Annotated in this window: 21 protein-coding genes; 15 read left to right on the forward strand and 6 right to left on the reverse strand. The window is 71.5% G+C overall.

Going from position 1 to position 18037, the window contains the following annotated elements:
* Positions 1-73: 73 nt before the first annotated feature.
* Positions 74-865 (reverse strand): PIG-L deacetylase family protein, encoded by a 792-nt coding sequence (locus ACOJV7_RS10560; protein WP_420190103.1) that lies wholly within the window; start codon positions 863-865, stop codon positions 74-76.
* Between the two features lie 112 nt (positions 866-977).
* Between ACOJV7_RS10560 and ACOJV7_RS10565 the strand changes: the two genes are divergently transcribed.
* Positions 978-1712, forward strand: a complete 735-nt coding sequence (locus ACOJV7_RS10565) for a phosphoglyceromutase (protein WP_420190104.1) — start codon at positions 978-980, stop codon at positions 1710-1712.
* A 90-nt stretch (positions 1713-1802) separates the two neighbouring features.
* On the opposite strand, the gene phoU is transcribed toward ACOJV7_RS10565, so the two are convergent.
* Positions 1803-2519, reverse strand: coding sequence for a phosphate signaling complex protein PhoU (gene phoU, locus ACOJV7_RS10570; RefSeq protein WP_420190105.1), 717 nt, complete (start codon positions 2517-2519; stop codon positions 1803-1805).
* A gap of 194 nt (positions 2520-2713) precedes the next feature.
* Here phoU and ACOJV7_RS10575 point away from each other — a divergent pair, with 194 nt between their 5' ends.
* Positions 2714-3958, forward strand: coding sequence for a sensor histidine kinase (locus ACOJV7_RS10575; RefSeq protein WP_420190106.1), 1245 nt, complete (start codon positions 2714-2716; stop codon positions 3956-3958).
* On the forward strand, positions 3955-4635 hold the full coding sequence (locus ACOJV7_RS10580; protein ID WP_420190107.1) for a response regulator: 681 nt from the start codon (positions 3955-3957) through the stop codon (positions 4633-4635). Before ACOJV7_RS10575 ends, ACOJV7_RS10580 begins: the two co-directional genes overlap by 4 nt.
* Positions 4636-4718: 83 nt before the next feature.
* Here the strand turns inward: ACOJV7_RS10580 and ACOJV7_RS10585 are convergent, their stop codons facing one another.
* Positions 4719-5252: a hypothetical protein gene (locus tag ACOJV7_RS10585; protein WP_420190108.1), complete on the reverse strand. Its 534-nt coding sequence runs from the start codon at positions 5250-5252 to the stop codon at positions 4719-4721.
* A 244-nt stretch (positions 5253-5496) separates the two neighbouring features.
* Here ACOJV7_RS10585 and ACOJV7_RS10590 point away from each other — a divergent pair, with 244 nt between their 5' ends.
* The 10 genes from ACOJV7_RS10590 (at position 5497) to ACOJV7_RS10635 (ending at position 13339) form a co-directional block, all read left to right on the forward strand.
* Complete coding sequence (locus ACOJV7_RS10590; protein WP_420190109.1) at positions 5497-5979, forward strand: CarD family transcriptional regulator; 483 nt, start codon at positions 5497-5499, stop codon at positions 5977-5979.
* A gap of 29 nt (positions 5980-6008) precedes the next feature.
* Positions 6009-6662, forward strand: coding sequence for a 2-C-methyl-D-erythritol 4-phosphate cytidylyltransferase (gene ispD, locus ACOJV7_RS10595; RefSeq protein WP_420190401.1), 654 nt, complete (start codon positions 6009-6011; stop codon positions 6660-6662).
* Entirely contained in the window at positions 6659-7429 is a 771-nt protein-coding gene (locus ACOJV7_RS10600) for an SDR family oxidoreductase (RefSeq protein ID WP_420190110.1), read from the forward strand. The genes ispD and ACOJV7_RS10600 overlap by 4 nt, the downstream gene beginning before the upstream one ends.
* Positions 7426-7965: a 2-C-methyl-D-erythritol 2,4-cyclodiphosphate synthase gene (gene ispF, locus ACOJV7_RS10605; protein WP_420190111.1), complete on the forward strand. Its 540-nt coding sequence runs from the start codon at positions 7426-7428 to the stop codon at positions 7963-7965. The genes ACOJV7_RS10600 and ispF overlap by 4 nt, the downstream gene beginning before the upstream one ends.
* Before the next feature lie 83 nt (positions 7966-8048).
* Positions 8049-9134 (forward strand): S-(hydroxymethyl)mycothiol dehydrogenase, encoded by a 1086-nt coding sequence (locus ACOJV7_RS10610; protein ID WP_420190112.1) that lies wholly within the window; start codon positions 8049-8051, stop codon positions 9132-9134.
* The gene (locus ACOJV7_RS10615) at positions 9134-9811 is read left to right on the forward strand and encodes an MBL fold metallo-hydrolase (protein WP_420190113.1); all 678 of its coding nucleotides are present in this window, start codon (positions 9134-9136) and stop codon (positions 9809-9811) included. The genes ACOJV7_RS10610 and ACOJV7_RS10615 overlap by 1 nt, the downstream gene beginning before the upstream one ends.
* Positions 9812-9951: 140 nt before the next feature.
* Positions 9952-11382: a cysteine--tRNA ligase gene (gene cysS, locus ACOJV7_RS10620; RefSeq protein ID WP_420190114.1), complete on the forward strand. Its 1431-nt coding sequence runs from the start codon at positions 9952-9954 to the stop codon at positions 11380-11382.
* A 2-nt stretch (positions 11383-11384) separates the two neighbouring features.
* Positions 11385-12335, forward strand: a complete 951-nt coding sequence (rlmB, locus tag ACOJV7_RS10625; protein WP_420190115.1) for a 23S rRNA (guanosine(2251)-2'-O)-methyltransferase RlmB — start codon at positions 11385-11387, stop codon at positions 12333-12335.
* A 144-nt stretch (positions 12336-12479) separates the two neighbouring features.
* The gene (locus ACOJV7_RS10630; RefSeq protein ID WP_420190116.1) at positions 12480-12887 is read left to right on the forward strand and encodes a CD225/dispanin family protein; all 408 of its coding nucleotides are present in this window, start codon (positions 12480-12482) and stop codon (positions 12885-12887) included.
* On the forward strand, positions 12884-13339 hold the full coding sequence (locus tag ACOJV7_RS10635; protein WP_420190117.1) for a DUF2752 domain-containing protein: 456 nt from the start codon (positions 12884-12886) through the stop codon (positions 13337-13339). The genes ACOJV7_RS10630 and ACOJV7_RS10635 overlap by 4 nt, the downstream gene beginning before the upstream one ends.
* A gap of 35 nt (positions 13340-13374) precedes the next feature.
* Here the strand turns inward: ACOJV7_RS10635 and ACOJV7_RS10640 are convergent, their stop codons facing one another.
* From ACOJV7_RS10640 to ACOJV7_RS10650, 3 genes are all read right to left on the reverse strand, one after another.
* The gene (locus tag ACOJV7_RS10640) at positions 13375-14142 is read right to left on the reverse strand and encodes an RDD family protein (protein ID WP_420190118.1); all 768 of its coding nucleotides are present in this window, start codon (positions 14140-14142) and stop codon (positions 13375-13377) included.
* 70 nt (positions 14143-14212) lie between these two features.
* Positions 14213-15454 carry a DUF4032 domain-containing protein gene (locus ACOJV7_RS10645; protein ID WP_420190119.1) on the reverse strand — a complete coding sequence of 414 codons (1242 nt, stop codon included), beginning with the start codon at positions 15452-15454 and terminating at the stop codon, positions 14213-14215.
* A 117-nt stretch (positions 15455-15571) separates the two neighbouring features.
* Positions 15572-16678 carry an ABC transporter ATP-binding protein gene (locus ACOJV7_RS10650; RefSeq protein WP_420190120.1) on the reverse strand — a complete coding sequence of 369 codons (1107 nt, stop codon included), beginning with the start codon at positions 16676-16678 and terminating at the stop codon, positions 15572-15574.
* A gap of 202 nt (positions 16679-16880) precedes the next feature.
* On the opposite strand from ACOJV7_RS10650, the gene ACOJV7_RS10655 reads away from it, so the two are divergent.
* Together ACOJV7_RS10655 and ACOJV7_RS10660 are read left to right on the forward strand one after the other, a co-directional pair.
* Complete coding sequence (locus ACOJV7_RS10655; protein ID WP_420190122.1) at positions 16881-17309, forward strand: CBS domain-containing protein; 429 nt, start codon at positions 16881-16883, stop codon at positions 17307-17309.
* 17 nt (positions 17310-17326) lie between these two features.
* Positions 17327-18001, forward strand: a complete 675-nt coding sequence (locus ACOJV7_RS10660; RefSeq protein WP_420190123.1) for a hypothetical protein — start codon at positions 17327-17329, stop codon at positions 17999-18001.
* Positions 18002-18037 lie beyond the last annotated feature (36 nt).

The following is an 18037-nucleotide window of genomic DNA, read 5'->3' on the forward strand; positions in this document are numbered from 1 at the left end:
CGTCCGCAACTCTGGTGGTCAGGGCGTCATCCTGCCGGACGCAACGGTGCGTCCGTGAGGCCTGCGCACACGGCTACGGGTCCAGACCCTCGAAGACGTCGGTGAGCACCGCCGCGCCCGGCTCGCGCGGTGGCCACGCGACGACCCACGTCTCGAGCGAGATCACCTTCATCCAGCGCTCGTCCGAGGCCGCCGGGTCGAACATGACGTGCCGCTGGCTCGCGTGCTCCTTGTGCGCGGCGAGCATCCGCTCGAGGCCCTCCCTGTGGCGGACGACGACGCCGACGTCCTCGTCGGGCACCCCGCGCAGGTGGTAGACCTCCGACGGGTCCCAGGCCCCCAGCCCGGCCGCCACGCGGTAGCGCTGGGCGATGTGCCAGGCACGACGCGGGATGCACCCGAAGAGCAGCCGCTGCAGCCCGTCCCCGCCGGCCTCACCTCGCACTCGGTGGAACGCGTTCTCGGTCGCGGCGCCGATGGCGATGTGGTCCGGATGCCCCGTGACTCCGTCGGGCCCGAACGTGAGGACGACGTCCGGGCGCTCCGCCCGCAGGAACGCCGCGACCTCGTCGACGAGCCCGTCCCCGACCTCGTCGAGCCGGCCGTCGCCGTGACCGAGCCACACGTGCCGCGCGGGCTCGGTGCCGAGCGCCCGCCACGCGGCGACGTCCTCGGCCCGCCGCCACGCCCCGAGACCCTCTCGGGTGGCCGGCACGCCGGGGGCGATCTCACCAGCATCACCGTCGGTCGCGTGCAGCACGACGAGGCGGAAGCCCGGGTCGGTGCTGTGCCTCACCACCGACCCGAACATGGCGTAGCACTCGTCGTCCGGGTGCGCCCACACCCCGGCGAGGGTTCTGCCCATGCCCGATCGTCTCAGAGCGGCAGGCCCGGCCCACCCGTTTTCGGCGAAGCCCGCCCACCGCTGGACGGACAGACGGTCCGCCGCCCGGCGCGGCGTCGATAGGCTGCCGCACATGGCTCACACCCTCATCCTGCTGCGTCACGGCCACTCCGAGTGGAACGCCAAGAACCTCTTCACCGGCTGGGTCGACGTCGACCTCAACGACCAGGGTCGCGAGGAGGCCGTCCACGGCGGCGAGCTCCTCAAGGAGCGCGGTGTCCTGCCGACCGTCGTCCACACGTCCGTGCTCCGACGCGCCATCACGACGGCGAACCTCGCCCTGGACGCGGCCGACCGCCACTGGATCCCGGTGCGCCGGGACTGGCGCCTCAACGAGCGCCACTACGGCGCGCTGCAGGGCCTCGACAAGGCGGCGACGCGCGAGAAGTACGGCGACGAGCAGTTCATGCTGTGGCGTCGCTCGTTCGACACCCCGCCGCCGGCGATCGAGGTCGGATCCGAGTTCGACCAGACCGACGACCCGCGCTACGCCGGCCTCGAGGTGCCCCGCACCGAGTGCCTCAAGGACGTCATCGAGCGCTTCATGCCCTACTGGAAGGGTCCGCTGCGCGACGACCTCGTGGCCGGTGAGACCGTCCTCGTCGTCGCCCACGGCAACAGCCTGCGCGGCCTCGTCAAGCACCTCGACGGGATCAGCGACGAGGACATCGCGGCCCTCAACATCCCCACCGGCCAGCCGCTCGTCTACGAGCTCGGCGACGACTTCATGCCGACGAAGCCGGGCGAGTACCTCGACCCCGAGGCAGCCGCGGCGGCCGCCGCGGCGGTCGCCAACCAGGGCCGCTGACGCGAGCGCGGGTCCCACGTTCTGCGTGGGCCGGCATACGGGTGAGGAAGCCCGTATGCCGTCCGGCCCCCCGGTCGGCCCCGGTGCGGCTCAGGCGGTGGGCTCCACCTTGGTCTCGGGGAACGCCTCGTCGTCCTCCTCGTCCTCGTGGCTGACCTCGCTCTCGGCGTTGTGCTCGCCGGTGACGAGGAAGACGACGCGACGGGCGACGGAGACGGCGTGGTCGCCGAACCGCTCGTAGTAGCGGCCGACGAGGGTGATGTCGACGGTCGTCTCGGCCGGGTGGGTCCACGAGTCCGAGGCGAGGCGCTCGAAGAGCTGCCGGTGCAGGTCGTCCATCGCGTCGTCGTCGCGCTCGATCTGGCGGGCGGCCTCGACGTCGCGCGCGGCGATGACCGAGCCGGCCTTGGTGACGATGCGCTCGGCGACCTGGCCCATCTCGAGGATGATCGAGCGCAGCTCCGGCGGCACCGCCGAGGCGGGGTAGCGCAGCCGGGCGACCTTGGCGACGTGGCGCGCGAGGTCGCCCATCCGCTCGATGTCCGAGCTCATCCGCATCGACGTGACGACCATGCGCAGGTCCGTGGCGACCGGCTGCTGGAGCGCGAGCAGGTCGAACGACAGCAGGTCGAGCTCCTCGCGCAGCGCGTCGATCTCGACGTCGGCGCCGATGACCGACTCGGCCAGCTGGACGTCGGCGTCGAGGAGCGCCGTCGTCGCTCGCGACATCGCGGAGCTCGCGAGCCGCGTCATCTCGACCAGTGCCTCGGTGACCCGGTCGAGCTCCTCGTGGAATGCCTTGCGCATCTGCTCCCTCTCAGTGGTGGGCGCCGGGGCGCCCGCGTTCCGCCGGTTCGCGCAGCCCGCGCGGTGACCGACGTCCGCAGCGTGGCACGAGGTGGTGAACACCGGCCACCCCGAAGGTGAACATTGAGGTGGCCCCATGCTGGGGCGCCCGTCGGTGTCGCGGAGCGTCCTCGACCTCGGATTACGCTGGTGACGTGGATGCGACGCTCGCCGGGATCGTCGGTGGCGGGCTGGGGCTCGTCATCGGGGCCGTCGCCGTCGCCGCGAGCCGGTTCAGCGAGCGCACGTTCACCGAGATCCCGCCGACGCCACCGCCGAGCCTGCCGACCGGCGTCACCGACGTGCTCGCCGTCCTGCGCTCGATCGCCATCGTCCTCGACGCCTCCGACGCCGTCGTCAACAGCTCGGCCTCGGCCGTGAGCTACGGCCTCGTCCGCCACGGCGAGCTCGTCCACGCCGAGCTCCGTCAGCTCGCGCGCCAGGTGCGCCGCGATGGCGAGATCCGCGAGGTCGACCTCGAGCTCTCGCGCGGGTTCGGCACGACGACCAACGCGCTCATGAAGGCCCGTGTCGCACCGCTCGGCGCGAGCCACGTCCTCATCCTCGCCGAGGACCACACCCACGCCCGTCGCGTCGAGGAGGTGCGCCGCGACTTCGTCGCCAACGTCTCCCACGAGCTCAAGACGCCGGTCGGCGGCATCGCCCTGCTCGCCGAGGCCGTCCTCGACGCCCGCGACGACCCGGAGGCGGTGTCGCGCTTCGCCGCTCGCATCCAGGTCGAGTCGACCCGGCTCACCCGGCTCGTCAAGGAGATCGTCGACCTCTCGCGCCTCCAGGTGGCCGACACCCTGCACGAGCCCGAGCTGGTCTCGATCCCCGCCGTCGTCGCCGAGGCCGTCGACCGCGTGCGCGTCGCTGCGGAGTCGCGCCAGATCAGCCTCGAGACCGTGGCCGACGAGCGGGCGAGCGTCTTCGGCGACTCCGAGCTCCTCGCCACCGCCATCGCCAACCTCGTATCGAACGCCGTGAACTACTCCGAGCCGGGCACCCGCGTCGCGGTCGCCGCCCGCCGCGTCGGCGACACGGTCGAGATCACCGTGTCCGACCAGGGGCAGGGCATCCCGGCCTCCGAGCAGGGCCGCATCTTCGAGCGCTTCTACCGCGTCGACGCCGCGCGGTCGCGCGCGACCGGCGGCACCGGGCTCGGCCTCGCCATCGTCAAGCACGTCTGCGCCACCCACGGCGGCGACGTCTCGGTGTGGAGCGAGGAGGGTCGCGGATCGACCTTCACGATGAGACTGCCCGCAGCGGCAGTCCGCACAACGGCAGACTCGGACCGGCCGGCCGTCGGCACGGCGCCGGGCGCGACACTCGGCACGGCACCAGGCACGGCACCAGGCACGGCCGCCCGCACGGCACAAGGAGAACAGCAGCGATGACCCGCATCCTCGTCGTCGAGGACGAAGTGTCCTTCTCGGACCCCCTGTCCTACCTCCTGCGCAAGGAGGGCTACGAGGTGAGCGTCGCCGAGAACGGCAACGACGCCCTCGTCGAGTTCGACAGCGCGGGCGCGGACCTCGTCCTGCTCGACCTCATGCTGCCCGGACTCTCGGGGGTCGACGTGTGCCGGTCGCTGCGCCAGAAGTCGGCGGTGCCGATCATCATGCTCACCGCCAAGGACAGCGAGATCGACAAGGTCGTCGGGCTCGAGCTCGGTGCCGACGACTACGTCACCAAGCCCTACTCCTCCCGCGAGCTGCTCGCCCGCATCAAGGCCGTCCTGCGCCGGCTCAGCGAGCCCGAGGAGCTGCTGCCGACGACGCTCGAGGCCGGCCCTGTCCGCATGGACGTCGAGCGCCACGTCGTCACCGTCGGCGGCTCGACGACCCAGCTGCCGCTCAAGGAGTTCGAGCTCCTCGAGATGCTGTTGCGCAACGCCGGCCGCGTCCTCACCCGCATGCAGCTCATCGACCGCGTCTGGGGCAGCGACTACGTCGGCGACACCAAGACCCTCGACGTCCACGTCAAGCGGCTGCGCGCCAAGGTCGAGCCCGACCCGGCCCAGCCGCAGCACATCGTCACCGTGCGCGGGCTCGGCTACAAGTTCGAGGCCTGAGCCGGACCGTCGTCAGGAACGACAGGAGCCCACCGGCGCGCGATCGCGCTCGGTGGGCTCCCGGCATACGGGAAGGGGCGGCGTCAGCCGCTCGTCGACGCGCTCCCCGAGGGGCTGGCGGACGAGCTGGGCGCGGGCGCCGGAGTGATGTCCTCGTAGTAGCCGACCGGCGGCAGGACGGGCGTCGTGAGGACGTTCTGCCCCGTGCCGGAGGTCGCGACGGAGAGGGTGATCACCTCACCGGGCGCGGCCGGAACCGTCGAGAGCGTGGCGGACTCGCCGTCCTCGCCGAGTGACACCGTGCCCTGGCGCGGCACCTTCACCTCGACGGGCTCGCTGCCCTCGCTCGAGAGGGAGACCTCGATGTCCTCGGTGCTCGTGTTGACGAGCTGACCGATGAGCGCGCCGGGCGCGTCCTTGGCGTCGGCGATGACCGCGAGGTTGCGCACGTCGAGGTCCCCGAAGGTCGCGTTGACGCCGTCGGCGGCCTGGTAGGCGTAGTCGGTCTGAACCGGCGAGAACACGGCGCACCCGCCGAGGAGCGTCGTGCCGAGCACGGCGGCACCGAGGACGGCACGGAGGCGGTGGCGGGGAGTCGTCTGGGCAGCGGTCGTCACGGGACACAGCGTAGCGAGCGCGCGCCGCGACGGCGTGCACGGTCGCGCAGGTCGGCCCCTGATGGCTGCCCGAGGGGATCCCGCGCGCGCTCGCGAAGGCACGCCGATGGCGTTGTGTCAAGACCCAAATTGGCTGCCTCCGAACGCATTTCAGGCCTCTGACCTGCACGTATGCCGACCGCTTCGATTCCGTGTGTCGGTCCGGGCGTGTTAAACTAGGGGTCGCGAAAGGGGCAAACAGCATATGGTTTTCAAGGTCGGCGAGACGGTCGTGTACCCCCACCACGGGGCTGCGCGCATCGAAGAGATCAAGAAGCGCACCATCAAGGGCGAGGAGAAGCTCTACCTCAAGCTCAAGGTCGCCCAGGGTGACCTCGTCATCGAGGTTCCCGCCGAGAACTGCGACCTCGTGGGTGTCCGCGACGTCGTCGACAAGGAGGGCCTCGAGAAGGTGTTCGAGGTGCTCCGCGCCCCGTTCGCCGAGGAGCCGACCAACTGGTCGCGCCGCTTCAAGGCCAACCTCGAGAAGCTCGCCTCCGGCGACGTCATCAAGGTCGCCGAGGTCGTCCGCGACCTCTGGCGTCGTGACAAGGACCGTGGCCTGTCCGCCGGCGAGAAGCGCATGCTCTCCAAGGCCCGCCAGATCCTCGTCTCCGAGCTCGCGCTCGCCGAGAAGACCGACGAGGACAAGGCCGAGTCCATCCTCGACGAGGTCCTCGCGTCCTGAGCCGGTCGACCGGCTCCGTCGGCGTCGTCATCGTCGCCGCCGGTCAGGGCACGAGGCTGGGTGCCGCCCAGCCCAAGGCGTTCGTCCGGCTCGCCGGCACCACGCTGCTCGAGCACGCCGTCACCCGGGCCTTCGAGGCCACTGACACCGGACAGGTCGTCGTCGTCGCGCCCGCCTCCCACCTCGTGGAGGCGGGCGCGCTCGTGTCCGCAGACCCGCGCTCGGGGGACGTCACCGTCGTCGCGGGCGGGGCCGAGCGCACGGCCTCGGTGGCGGCGGGCCTCGCCGCCCTGCGCGACGACCTCGACGTCGTGCTCGTGCACGACGCGGCCCGCTGCCTCGCGCCCGCCGCCCTCTTCGACCGTCTCGTCGAGGCCGTGCGCGCCGGCGCCGACGCCGTCGTCCCGGGGCTCCCCGTGACCGACACGATCAAGGCCGTGGATGCGGCCGGCGTCGTCGTCGGGACGCCGGACCGGTCGACGCTGCGCGCGGTCCAGACCCCGCAGGCCTTCCGTCGCTCGGTCCTCGCGGCGGCCCACGCCTCGGGTACGGAGGCCACGGACGATGCCGCCCTCGTCGAGCGCGTCGGTGGTCGTGTCCTCGTCGTCGACGGCGACGACCTCGCCTTCAAGGTCACCACCGCGGCCGACCTCGAGCGGGCCGAACGTATCCTCGGCCCGTGAGCCAGAGACCTGTCGCCCTCGTCACCGGAGGTGGCACCGGCATCGGTGCCGCCGTCACCCGCCGTCTCGTCGAGGACGGGTATGCCGTGGTCGTCGCCGGCCGTCGCCGCGACCGGCTCGACGCCGTCGTCGACGAGCTCGGCGACGCGGTCACCGCCCTCACGCTCGACGTCACCGACGCCGACGCGGTCACGAGTGCCGTCGGCTCGCTCGACCGGCTCGACGTCCTCGTCAACAACGCGGGCGGGGCCATCGGGCTCAGCCCGGTCGAGAGCGGTGACCTCGCGGAGTGGGAGGCGATGTATGCCACCAACGTCCTCGGCACCGTGCGCGTCACCCAGGCCGCGCTCCCGCTGTTGAGGCGTTCACCACGCGCGACGATCGTCAACATCAGCTCGATCGCGGGGGAGCGCGTCTACGCCGGCGGTGGTGGCTACGTCGCCGCGAAGCACGGCGAGTCCGTCGTCTCCGAGACGCTGCGCCTCGAGCTCAACGGCGAGCATGTGCGGGTCATCGACATCCGCCCGGGCATGGTCCACACCGAGGAGTTCTCGCTCACCCGGCTCCATGGTGACCGGGCCGCGGCCGACAAGGTCTACGACGGCGTCGACCGCCCGCTCGTCGCCGCCGACGTCGCGGCCTGCGTGGCCTTCGCCGTCGGCCTGCCCCAGCACGTCAACATCGACACCCTCGTCGTCAAGCCCGTCGCCCAGGCAGCGCCGCACCAGCTCCACCGCGGTCCGATCGACTGGAAGGACGGGTCGTGACGACGCCCGCGTCGCCCGCCTCGGGCGCTGACGCCTCCGCCTGGGCACCCCTGCCGCGCACCGGAATCGGTGTCGACGTCCACGCGCTCGCCCCCGAGGGGTCCGACCGCGAGCTCTGGGTCGCCGGGCTGCATTGGCCCGGTGAGCGCGGGCTCGATGGTCACTCCGACGCCGATGTCGCCGCCCACGCCGCGTGCGACGCGCTCTTCTCCGCCGCAGGCATCGGCGACCTCGGCGAGCACTTCGGCACGTCTCGCCCCGAGCTGGCCGGAGCGTCGGGCGTGACCCTGCTCGCCGAGGCGGCCCGGCTCGTGCGCGAGGCCGGGTTCGAGATCGGCAACGTCGCGGTCCAGGTCATCGGCAACCGGCCCAAGGTCGGCGCCCGCCGGGCCGAGGCACAGGAGGCGCTCTCGAAGGCCTGTGGAGCCCCGGTCTCGGTGAGCGGCACGACGACCGACGGGCTCGGCCTCACGGGTCGGGGCGAGGGCGTCGCCGCGGTGGCATCCGCGCTGGTCACACCCATTTCTGCAGGCTGATCATTCTCGCGGTAGCGTCGGAGCAGGGCGCCCCGAGGTGGGCGGCCGGCATACACCGCAAGAACGACGCGACGGAGGGCCAAGTGCCGCAGACGGTGAGGGGAGTCGTCGCCCTGTCCAGGGGTGCGGGGGTCGAGGTCGTCGACGTCGTCGTGCCCGACCCGGGGCCCGGTGAGGCGGTGGTCGCCGTCCAGTCCTGCGGGGTGTGCCACACCGACCTGCACTACCGCGAGGGCGGCATCAACGACGAGTTCCCCTTCCTCCTCGGCCACGAGGCCGCGGGCGTCGTCGAGGCTGTCGGCGAGGGTGTCACCGAGGTCGTCCCGGGCGACTTCGTCATCCTCAACTGGCGCGCCGTGTGCGGCCAGTGCCGCGCCTGCCTCAAGGGCAAGCCTTGGTACTGCTTCAACACCCACAACGCGACCCAGCGCATGACGCTCACCGACGGCACCGAGCTGAGTCCGGCGCTCGGCATCGGCGCCTTCTGCGAGAAGACGCTCGTCGCCGCCGGCCAGTGCACCAAGGTCGACGCCGAGGCCGATGCGGCCGCGGTCGGCCTGCTCGGTTGTGGTGTCATGGCCGGCTTCGGCGCTGCCGTCAACACCGGCGGCGTCCAGCGCGGCGACTCGGTCGCCGTCATCGGGTGCGGCGGGGTCGGCAACGCGGCCATCGCCGGCGCCCACACCGTCGGCGCGACGACGATCATCGCGGTCGACGTCGACGACTCCAAGCTCGACACCGCGCGCAGCTTCGGGGCCACGCACACCGTCAACGGCAGGTCCGAGGACGTCGTCGAGCGGATCCGCGAGCTCACGGGGGGCTTCGGTGCGGACGTCGTCGTCGAGGCGGTGGGCCGCCCCGAGACCTACGAGCAGGCGTTCTTCGCCCGCGACCTCGCGGGGACGGTCGTCCTCGTCGGCGTGCCGACGCCCGACCAGCAGGTCACTCTGCCGATGATCGAGATCTTCGGTCGCGGGGGAGCCCTCAAGTCGAGCTGGTACGGCGACTGCCTGCCGAGCCGCGACTTCCCGATGCTCGTCGACCTCTATCGTCAGGGCCGGTTCGACCTCGACGGCTTCGTCTCCGAGCGGATCGCGCTCGACGAGGTCGAGTCGGCGTTCGAGAAGATGGAGCGCGGAGAGGTGCTCCGATCGGTGGTGGTGCTCTGATGTCCAGTCCTGAGTCGGTCGGCGTCGAGGTCGACATCGCGCCCTCGCACGGCGGGGTCCGTGTCGACCGGGTCGTCACCTCCGGTCTCTTCGAGCTCGACGGTGGTTCGTGGGAGGTCGACAACAACGTCTGGGTCGTCGGCGACGAGCGCGAGTGCCTCATCATCGACGCCGCCCATGACGCCGATGCGATCCTCGAGGCGGTCGCGGGCCGCAAGGTGCGCGCCATCCTCCTCACCCACGGCCACAGTGACCACGTCAACGTCGCGGACGAGCTCAAGGAGCGCACCGGCGCACCCGTCCACCTCCACCCGCTCGGCCGCGTGGTCTGGGCGCTCACTCAGGACGGCGCTCCGGACTCCACCCTCAGCGACGGGCAGGAATTCCACGTCGGCGACGTCACCCTGCGGGTCCTGCACACGCCGGGCCACTCGCCGGGGGGCTGCTCCTTCCACGTGCCGGCCCTGCACGCGGTCTTCACCGGGGACACCCTCTTCAACGGGGGGCCGGGCGCGACGGGCCGCTCCTTCAGCAGCTTCGAGCAGATCATCGAGTCGATCCGCACCCGGCTGCTGACCCTTCCCGCCGGAACGGTCGTCCTCACCGGTCACGGTGACCACACGACCATCGGTGACGAGGCCCCGCACCTCGACGAGTGGGTCGCCCGCGGTCACTGACCCCCGCGGGTCTCGCTCGTCCGCCCTCCTTGCGTCTGCGGATGTGGTTGCCAGAACCACCGAATCCGCAGACGTTGCCAGCCGAGAGGCCGTATGCCGTGTGGTCGGGACGGCGGCCGCCCGCCGGTACCCTTGTGCGGGTGACTCTCAGACTGTTCGACACCCGGTCGCGCGCCCTGCGCGACTTCACCCCGCTGCAGCCCGGCCGGGTCGGGATCTACATCTGTGGGCTCACCACCCAGGCGCCTCCGCACATCGGTCACGTGCGGTTCGCCGTCGCCTTCGACGTGCTGCGCCGGTGGCTCGTGCGCGGCCACGGCTACGACGTCACGCTCGTCCGCAACGTCACCGACCTCGACGACAAGATCCTGCGCAAGTCGGCGGAGTCCGGCGAGGACTGGTTCGCGCTCTCCTACCGCAACGAGCTCGCGACGTCCGAGGCGCTGCGCCTCCTCGGCGTGCTACCCCCGACCTACGAGCCCCGCGCCATGGGTCACATCACCGAGATGGTCGAGCTCATGAAGACGCTCGTCGAGCGCGGCCACGCCTACCCGGCCGAGGACGGTTCGGGTGACGTCTACTTCGACGTGAGGTCGTGGCCGGCATACGGGGAAGTGACGAACCAGAAGATCGACGACATGGCCGCGGCCGAGGACGCCGACCCGCGCGGCAAGCGCGACCCGCGCGACTTCGCCCTGTGGAAGGGGACCAAGGCCGACGAGCCCGCGTCCGCCAGCTGGCCCACCCCGTGGGGGCGCGGCCGCCCCGGCTGGCACCTCGAGTGCTCGGCGATGGCGCGCAAGTACCTCGGCGACGCCTTCGACATCCACGGCGGGGGCGTCGACCTGCGCTTCCCGCACCACGAGAACGAGCAGGCGCAGTCGCGCGCGGCCGGCCTGCCCTTCACGTCGCTGTGGATGCACAACGCCTGGGTGACGATCAGCGGCGAGAAGATGAGCAAGTCGCTCGGCAACAGCCTGCTCATCCACGAGGTCACTAAGAAGGCGCGCCCGCTCGCGGTCCGCTACTACCTCACGGCCGCGCACTACCGGTCGACGATCGAGTTCCATGAGGGCTCGCTCGCCGAGGCCGAGGCCGCGGTCGACCGCATCGAGGGCTTCCTGCGCCGCGCGCTGGGCTCCGGCTCGGCGATGCCGACCGGCGACGAGAAGCTGCCCGACGACTTCGTCGAGGCGATGGACGACGACCTCGGCGTCTCCGGGGCGCTGGCCGCAGTGCACGAGGCCGTGACCCGCGGCAACACCGCCCTCGACGAAGGTGAGAACGACGAGGCGCGCGAGGTCGCCGCCCTCGTCGTCGCGATGACCGACATCCTCGGGGTCAACCCGCTCGACCCGTCGTGGTCCGGCGACGACAGCTCGTCGACCGACGCGCTCGCCGCCCTCGACGTGCTCGTGCGCGAGCGGCTCGCCGCCCGGACCGCGGCCCGCTCGGCCCGCGACTGGGCGACGTCCGACGCGATCCGTGACGAGCTCACCGAAGCCGGCATCACCATCGAGGACACCCCGGCCGGCGCCCGCTGGTCGTTGACCCGAGGACGAGGGGAGTAGCCGTGGCCGGCAACAGCCAGCGACGAGGAGCGGTCCGCAAGGGCGGCAAGAAGGCACCCACCGTCGGCTCAGGCGGTCAGCGCCGCCGCGGTCTCGAGGGCAAGGGCCCGACCCCGCGCGCGGAGGAGAGGCCCTACCACAAGGCCCACAAGACGGCGAAGGCCTCGGAGCGCCGCTCCGGCGGCGGCCGTCCCACCGGCGGCCGCAAGGCGAAGGCCTCCAGCGAGGTCGTCGCTGGCCGCAACTCGGTCCTCGAGGCCCTGCGCACCGACGTGCCGGTGACGACGATGTACGTCGCCGGCCGCATCGACAGCGACGACCGGGTGCGGGAGGCGCTCAAGATCGCGACCGAGCGCAGCATCCCCATCCTCGAGACGCCGCGCGGCGAGCTCGACCGGCTCACCGACGGCGCCGTCCACCAGGGCCTCGCCCTCCAGGTGCCGCCCTACGAGTACGCCCACCCGAGCGACCTCGTCGACCCCGAGACGCCCGGCATCCCGCTGCTCGTCGCGCTCGACGGCATCACCGACCCGCGCAACCTCGGCGCCATCGTCCGCTCGGTCGCGGCCTTCGGCGGCCACGGCGTCATCGTCCCGTCGCGCCGCTCGGTGGGCATGACCGCGTCGGCGTGGAAGACCTCCGCCGGCGCCGCCGCCCGGATCCCCGTGGCGCAGGCGACCAACCTCACCCGCGCGCTCGAGGACTACCGCAAGGCCGGGTTCTTCGTCGTCGGCCTCGACATGGACGGTGACGTCGAGCTGCCCGACCTCGAGCTCGCCGACGAGCCGCTCGTCGTCGTCGTCGGTTCCGAGGGCAAGGGTCTCTCGCGGCTCGTGCGCGAGACCTGCGACCAGATCGTCTCGGTGCCGATGTCGTCGGCGGTCGAGTCGCTGAACGCCGGCATCGCCACGGGCGTCACCCTCTACGAGGTCGCCCGCCGCCGTCGCCGCTGACCAGCGGATTTCGTATGCCGTCACGATGCGAGCTCGGCCCGTGCGTCTCCCTCCGCCCGCCCGTGACCTGTGCCACGATGTGCGGCAGTCGGGTTTCCGACAGGGGGAACCTCCCCACACGTCATGAGTCGAGAGGGACCAAGAATGTCTGACTACGGAAGCACCCCGCCGCCCCCGCCGCCCGGTGGTGGCAGCGGCAGCTCGACCCCGCCCAGCGGTGGCGGCTACGACGGCGGCTCCTACGGTGCTCCGCCGCCGCCCTCCGGTGGCTACGGTGGCGCCCCCGCGGGCCCGCCGCCGAGCAACAACCTCGTCATGGCGATCCTCGGTCTGCTCTGCTGCTGGCCGCTCGGCATCCCGGCCGTCGTCTTCGCTGCCCAGGTCAACGGCAAGTGGAACGCGGGCGACCAGGCCGGCGCCATCGAGGCCGCGGCCAAGGCGAAGAAGTTCGCGACGATCGCCCTCGTGCTCGGCATCATCGCCACGCTCATCTACATCGTCCTCATCTTCGCGGGCGTCCTGAGCTCGGACACCTCGACGACGGGTATGTGATCCCGACGTCCCTGGCGCAGTCCCCGACGCCCCCGCTCACCGACCCGTCGGTCGGGCGGGGGCGTCGGCTGCTGTGGCCGGCGGTCTCGGCCGCCGGTGCGACGGGGTTCGTCCTCGTCGCGCACCTGCTCGACCCCAACCAGCCCGGGAACTACCCGACGTGCCCGTGGCTGCTCCTCACCGGCACCTTCTGCCCCGGCTGCGGCACCCTGCGGGCCACCCATGCGCTGAGCAACGGCGACGTGCTCGAGGCGCTGCACCGCAACCCGCTCGCCGTGGCGACGTTCGTCGTCATGGTCCTCGGGTTCGCCAGGTGGACCCGGCGGCAGTGGCGAGGGGAGCGTCGGATGACCGCCGCGCCGGCGTGGCTCCTCTACGGCCTCTTCTGGGTCATCATGGCGTTCTGGGTCCTGCGCAACGTCCCCGGATGGACCTGGCTCTCCCCGAACTGACCCGCGCCCTCCAGCACCCCCGCAGACGCCGGGGGTCAGCGCTTGGGGACCTCGATGACGGTCGAGTGGACGATCTTGTCGGCGAGCGTCTGCTTGTTGTCGTCCCACAGCATCCAGAGGTAGCTGAGGTAGACGATCTGGTTGATGAGGCCGCCGAGAAGCTCTCGCAGGAACGACTGCATGGCCCCGATCGGCTGCCCGTTCTGGTCGCTCACGAGCTTGAGGCCGAGCATCTTCTTGCCGACGCTCTGGCCGGTGCGGCCCATCTTGAAGATCCGGTTCCAGATCTGGATCCCGATCATGAGCAGGACGCCGAGGAACATGAGGATGCCGCCGGTCGCGGCGAGCGCGCCGTCACCGGTGCCCTCGACGGAGTATCCGTAGGGGTCGGTGTCGGGGGCGGCGACGGCGAGCAGGACGGCGCCGATGATGATCGGGATGACGCCGATGAGGGTGAGCAGGGAGTCGATGATGAGCGCTCCGGCGCGGCTGCCGAAGCCGGCGACGGGGCCGAAGTGCTGCTCCACGTAGGCCTTCGATCCCGGCCACGCCTGCGCGACACCGCCGTAGGGGTTCATACCGGGAGCAGCCTGGTAGCCCGGTGCCGCCTGGTAGCCCGGCGCGGACTGGTGGCCGGGCCGCGCGGGTGCGCCGCCGGCATACGGCTGCTGCGGTTGCTCCCCCGACGACCCGGGCTCGCGGTACCACGACGGCGGCTCGGGTGTGTAGCCCCCGCTCGAGGACGACGCGGCGGGCGGTTCCGTCGGCTTCTGCGGTCGGTTCGGGTCGTGCGGCTCGGACATGCGGGTGGTTCCCCCCTGTGGGCGTTGCGTCGGACGCCCCGATCCTAGTGACCGTCGGCCCGGGGCGGACTCAGTCCATGGCGATGACGGGCATCTCGACCGTGTCGACGCCGACGACCGAGACCTCGTCGGGCTTGGTCGGGAGGATCGACTGCACGTAGTCCTCGATGGCACGCTCGATGGGGACGTCCTGCTGCTCCCGCTCGGACATGTACCACCGGTGCTCGAGCACCTCGTGGAAGAGCTCGGCCGGCTCGAGCTTGCCCGACAGCTCGCGCGGGACGCGACGGGTGATCGGCTCGTAGATCCGGGTGAGCCACTCGTGCGCGACGAGCTCCTCGTCGTCGTTCTGCCGGTCGGTGGCCGCGCGGTAGCTGTCGAGGTCGTTGAGCAGGCGGCGTGCCTGGCCCTCGCCGACGTCGAGGCCGGTGAGCCGGATGAGCCGGCGCGAGTGGTGCCCGGCGTCGACGACCTTGGGCTGGATGCTGATGCGGGTGCCGTCGACGTCCGTCGAGATCGCAAGCTCGTCGACGTCGAAGCCGACCGCGTTGAGCCGGCGGATCCGCTCCTCGACGCGCCACCGCTCGCCGGTGTCGAACTCCTCCATCGCGGTGAGCTCGCGCCACAGCTCCTCGTAGCGGGTGACGATGCGGTTGGAGATCTCGACCGGGTCGATGGTCGGGTCGAGCAGCTCTCCGGCCTGGAGGTCCATGAGCTCGCCGGCGATGTTGACCCGGGCGATCTCGAGGTCGTGGGCGCGCTGGCCCTTGGTGAGGCTGGGAAACAGCTCGCCGGTCTCGGCGTCGACGAGCCACGCGGCGAAGCTGCCGGCGTCGCGGCGGAAGAGCGTGTTGGACAGCGACACGTCGCCCCACCAGAAGCCGGTGAGGTGGAGCCGGACGAGCAGCACAGCGAGCGCGTCGATGAGGCGGGTCTCGGTGCCGGGGCGCAGGCCCTGCGAGAAGAGTGCGCGGTAGGGGAGGGAGAACTTGAGGTGTCGGGTGAGCAGGCAGGCGTCGAGGGGCGTGCCGTCGGCGGCGATTCGCCCGCTGACGATGCCGAAGGGCTCGACCGACGGCTGGTCGAGGCGGCGCAGGTTGCGCAGCATGGCGTACTCGCGCCGGGCGATGTCCTCCTTGATCTCCTTGACGGCGAGGACGCGGCCGGACAGCTTAACAAACCGCACGACGTGGCGCGAGATGCCGCGGGGGAGGGCGGCGAGGTGGTCCTCGGGCCACTCCTCGAGCGGCAGCGACCACGGCAGGTCGAGCAGGGCCGGGTCCGGTCGTGCGGTCGTGATCTCGAGGGCCATCGGCCACCTCCGGAGGGAACGCGGGAACGACGGGGACGGAACGCGGGCGGAACGCGTCAGGGGTGCCGGGAGCACGGCATGCCGGCTCCTGGCACCCCTGACGGCGGGTGGGCTACCTCAGTGGCTCAGGCGCGCGCCGGACTCCGCGTTGAAGACGTGCATGTGGCTCGCGTTGGGCTGGACCCAGATCTTCTCGCCCTTCATCGGGACCCGACGACCGTCGACGCGGGCGATGAACGGCTTGACGAGCGAGTCGTCGCCGCCCTCGAGCTTGATCGCGTCGTCGGTCGGGGTGCCGTAGACGTAGGCGTCGGCGCCGAGCTCCTCGACGACGTCGACCGTGAGCTCGAGACCGTTGCCCTCGCTGCCGACCTCGACGTCCTCGGGGCGGACACCGACGATGAGGTTGGTGCCGCCATCGGCGAGCGCGTCACGGGCGACGGGCAGGGTGTGCGACCCGAACTTCACGCCACCGTCGGTGACGGGAACCGAGACGAGGTTCATCGCGGGCGAGCCGATGAAGCCGGCGACGAAGACGTTGGCCGGGGAGTCGTACATCTCGCGCGGTGTCGCGCACTGCTGGAGGATGCCGTCCTTGAGGACCGCGATGCGGTCACCCATCGTCATGGCCTCGGTCTGGTCGTGCGTGACGTAGACCGTGGTGACGCCGAGACGACGCTGCAGCGAGGCGATCTGGGTGCGCGTCTGGACGCGGAGCTTGGCGTCGAGGTTCGACAGCGGCTCGTCCATGAGGAAGACCTGGGGCGAGCGGACGATCGCGCGGCCCATGGCGACGCGCTGGCGCTGGCCACCGGAGAGGGCCTTCGGCTTGCGGTCGAGGTACTGGGTGAGGTCGAGGATCTTGGCGGCCTCCTCGACGCGCTTGCGGATCTCGCCCTTGTCGACACCGGCGATCTTGAGCGCGAAGCCCATGTTGTCGGCGACGCTCATGTGCGGGTAGAGCGCGTAGTTCTGGAAGACCATGGCCACGTCGCGGTCCTTGGGGGACAGGTTCGTGACGTCGCGGTCGCCGATCCAGATCTTGCCGCCGTTGACCTCCTCGAGGCCGGCGAGCATGCGCAGGGACGTGGACTTGCCACATCCGGACGGGCCGACGAGGACGAGGAACTCGCCGTCCTGGATGTCGATGTTGAGCCGGTCGACCGAGGGCTTGTCGTTGCCGGGGTAGATCCGGCTCGCTTCGTCGAACTTCACAGTTGCCATGGCGTCATTGCCTTCCTTCACCGGCAGGAACGTGCCGGACGATCCGTTGTAAAGGGAAAACCCGCCGACGTCGGTGTCGGCGGTGCGTTCAGCATGCCGTATGCCGTCCGCCCTGTCACGCGGGAGCCGCGGCCAAGATGTGTCGGCCGGGTGCGTCCGTGAACATCTGGCGCCTTCCCGCCGGGAGCACTACCGTCGGCACATGAGGATCTCCGACGTCGTGAAGCGCAAGGGAGGCACCGTCGTCACGGTGCGCTCCGACGCCAGTGTCACCGACCTCCTCGACCTGCTCGCCGAGCACCGCATCGGCGCCGTCGTGGTCAGTGACGACGGACAGACGATCTCGGGGATCGTCAGCGAGCGGGACGTCGTGCGCCACCTGCAGAAGGACGGCGCCGGCATCCTCGAGGGCCCGGTGAGCTCGATCATGACCGCCGAGGTGCAGACCTGCTCGCCCGAGGACGAGCTCGTCGCCCTCGAGCACACGATGACCGAGAACCGCTTCCGCCACGTGCCCGTCGTCGTCGACGGCCGGCTCATGGGGATCGTGAGCATCGGCGACGTCGTCAAGCACCGCATCACCGACCTCCAGGCCGAGCGCGACCAGCTGAGCGCCTACATCCAGCAGTAGCCCTTCCCGTCCCACGCGTGCCGCGTCGCAACCGCGTCGACCCCTGGGGCGACCTCGTCGCCGACCCCGGCCGCGGGTTGTTCACCGGCAACCGAGGGTGCCTCGTCGACGCCGATGGGCGCGTCGTCCGCCACCACGCCGGGCGGGCGTGGATCACGTGCCGGTTGCGGTTCAAGGACTGGCGGGTCGGCCTCGCCCGGCCGGGGCGGTGGACGCCGCTCTTCTTCCTCGACGACGCCGTCGCGCTCGCGGCGGGTCACCGGCCGTGCAGCACGTGCCGGCGCGAGGACCATGTCGCCTACCGCGAGGCGGTCGCCGCCGGCGACGTCGAGGACGGCGTCGAGGACAGCGTCGAGGACGGCGCCGACACCGGCATGCGGTTGCGCGCCACCGAGATCGACCGGCGGCTCGCCGACGAACGACTGCGCCCGGGTCGTGGGCTCGACCGGGCCACGGATCGCCGTCTCCGGCCCGGCCGCCTCGACGAGCTGCCCGCAGGCACCGTGGTCCTCGGCGAGGGGCGGCGACCGTCGCTGTGGACGGGAAGTGCGCTGCAGCCCTTCGACTTCTCCGGCTGGGGCTCGCCGCGGCCGCCGGCGCACCCACGGGTCGAGGTGCTGACCCCGCCAACCTCGGTCTCCGCGCTCGCCCACGGGTTCGTCCCGCACCTCCACGCCACCGCGGACACGTAGTCCCAGCAGCCACAACCGTCACACGCCGTTCGGCGG

It is taken from the genome of Knoellia tibetensis (genome assembly GCF_048606415.1).
In the GTDB taxonomy this organism is placed as follows: domain Bacteria; phylum Actinomycetota; class Actinomycetes; order Actinomycetales; family Dermatophilaceae; genus Knoellia; species Knoellia tibetensis.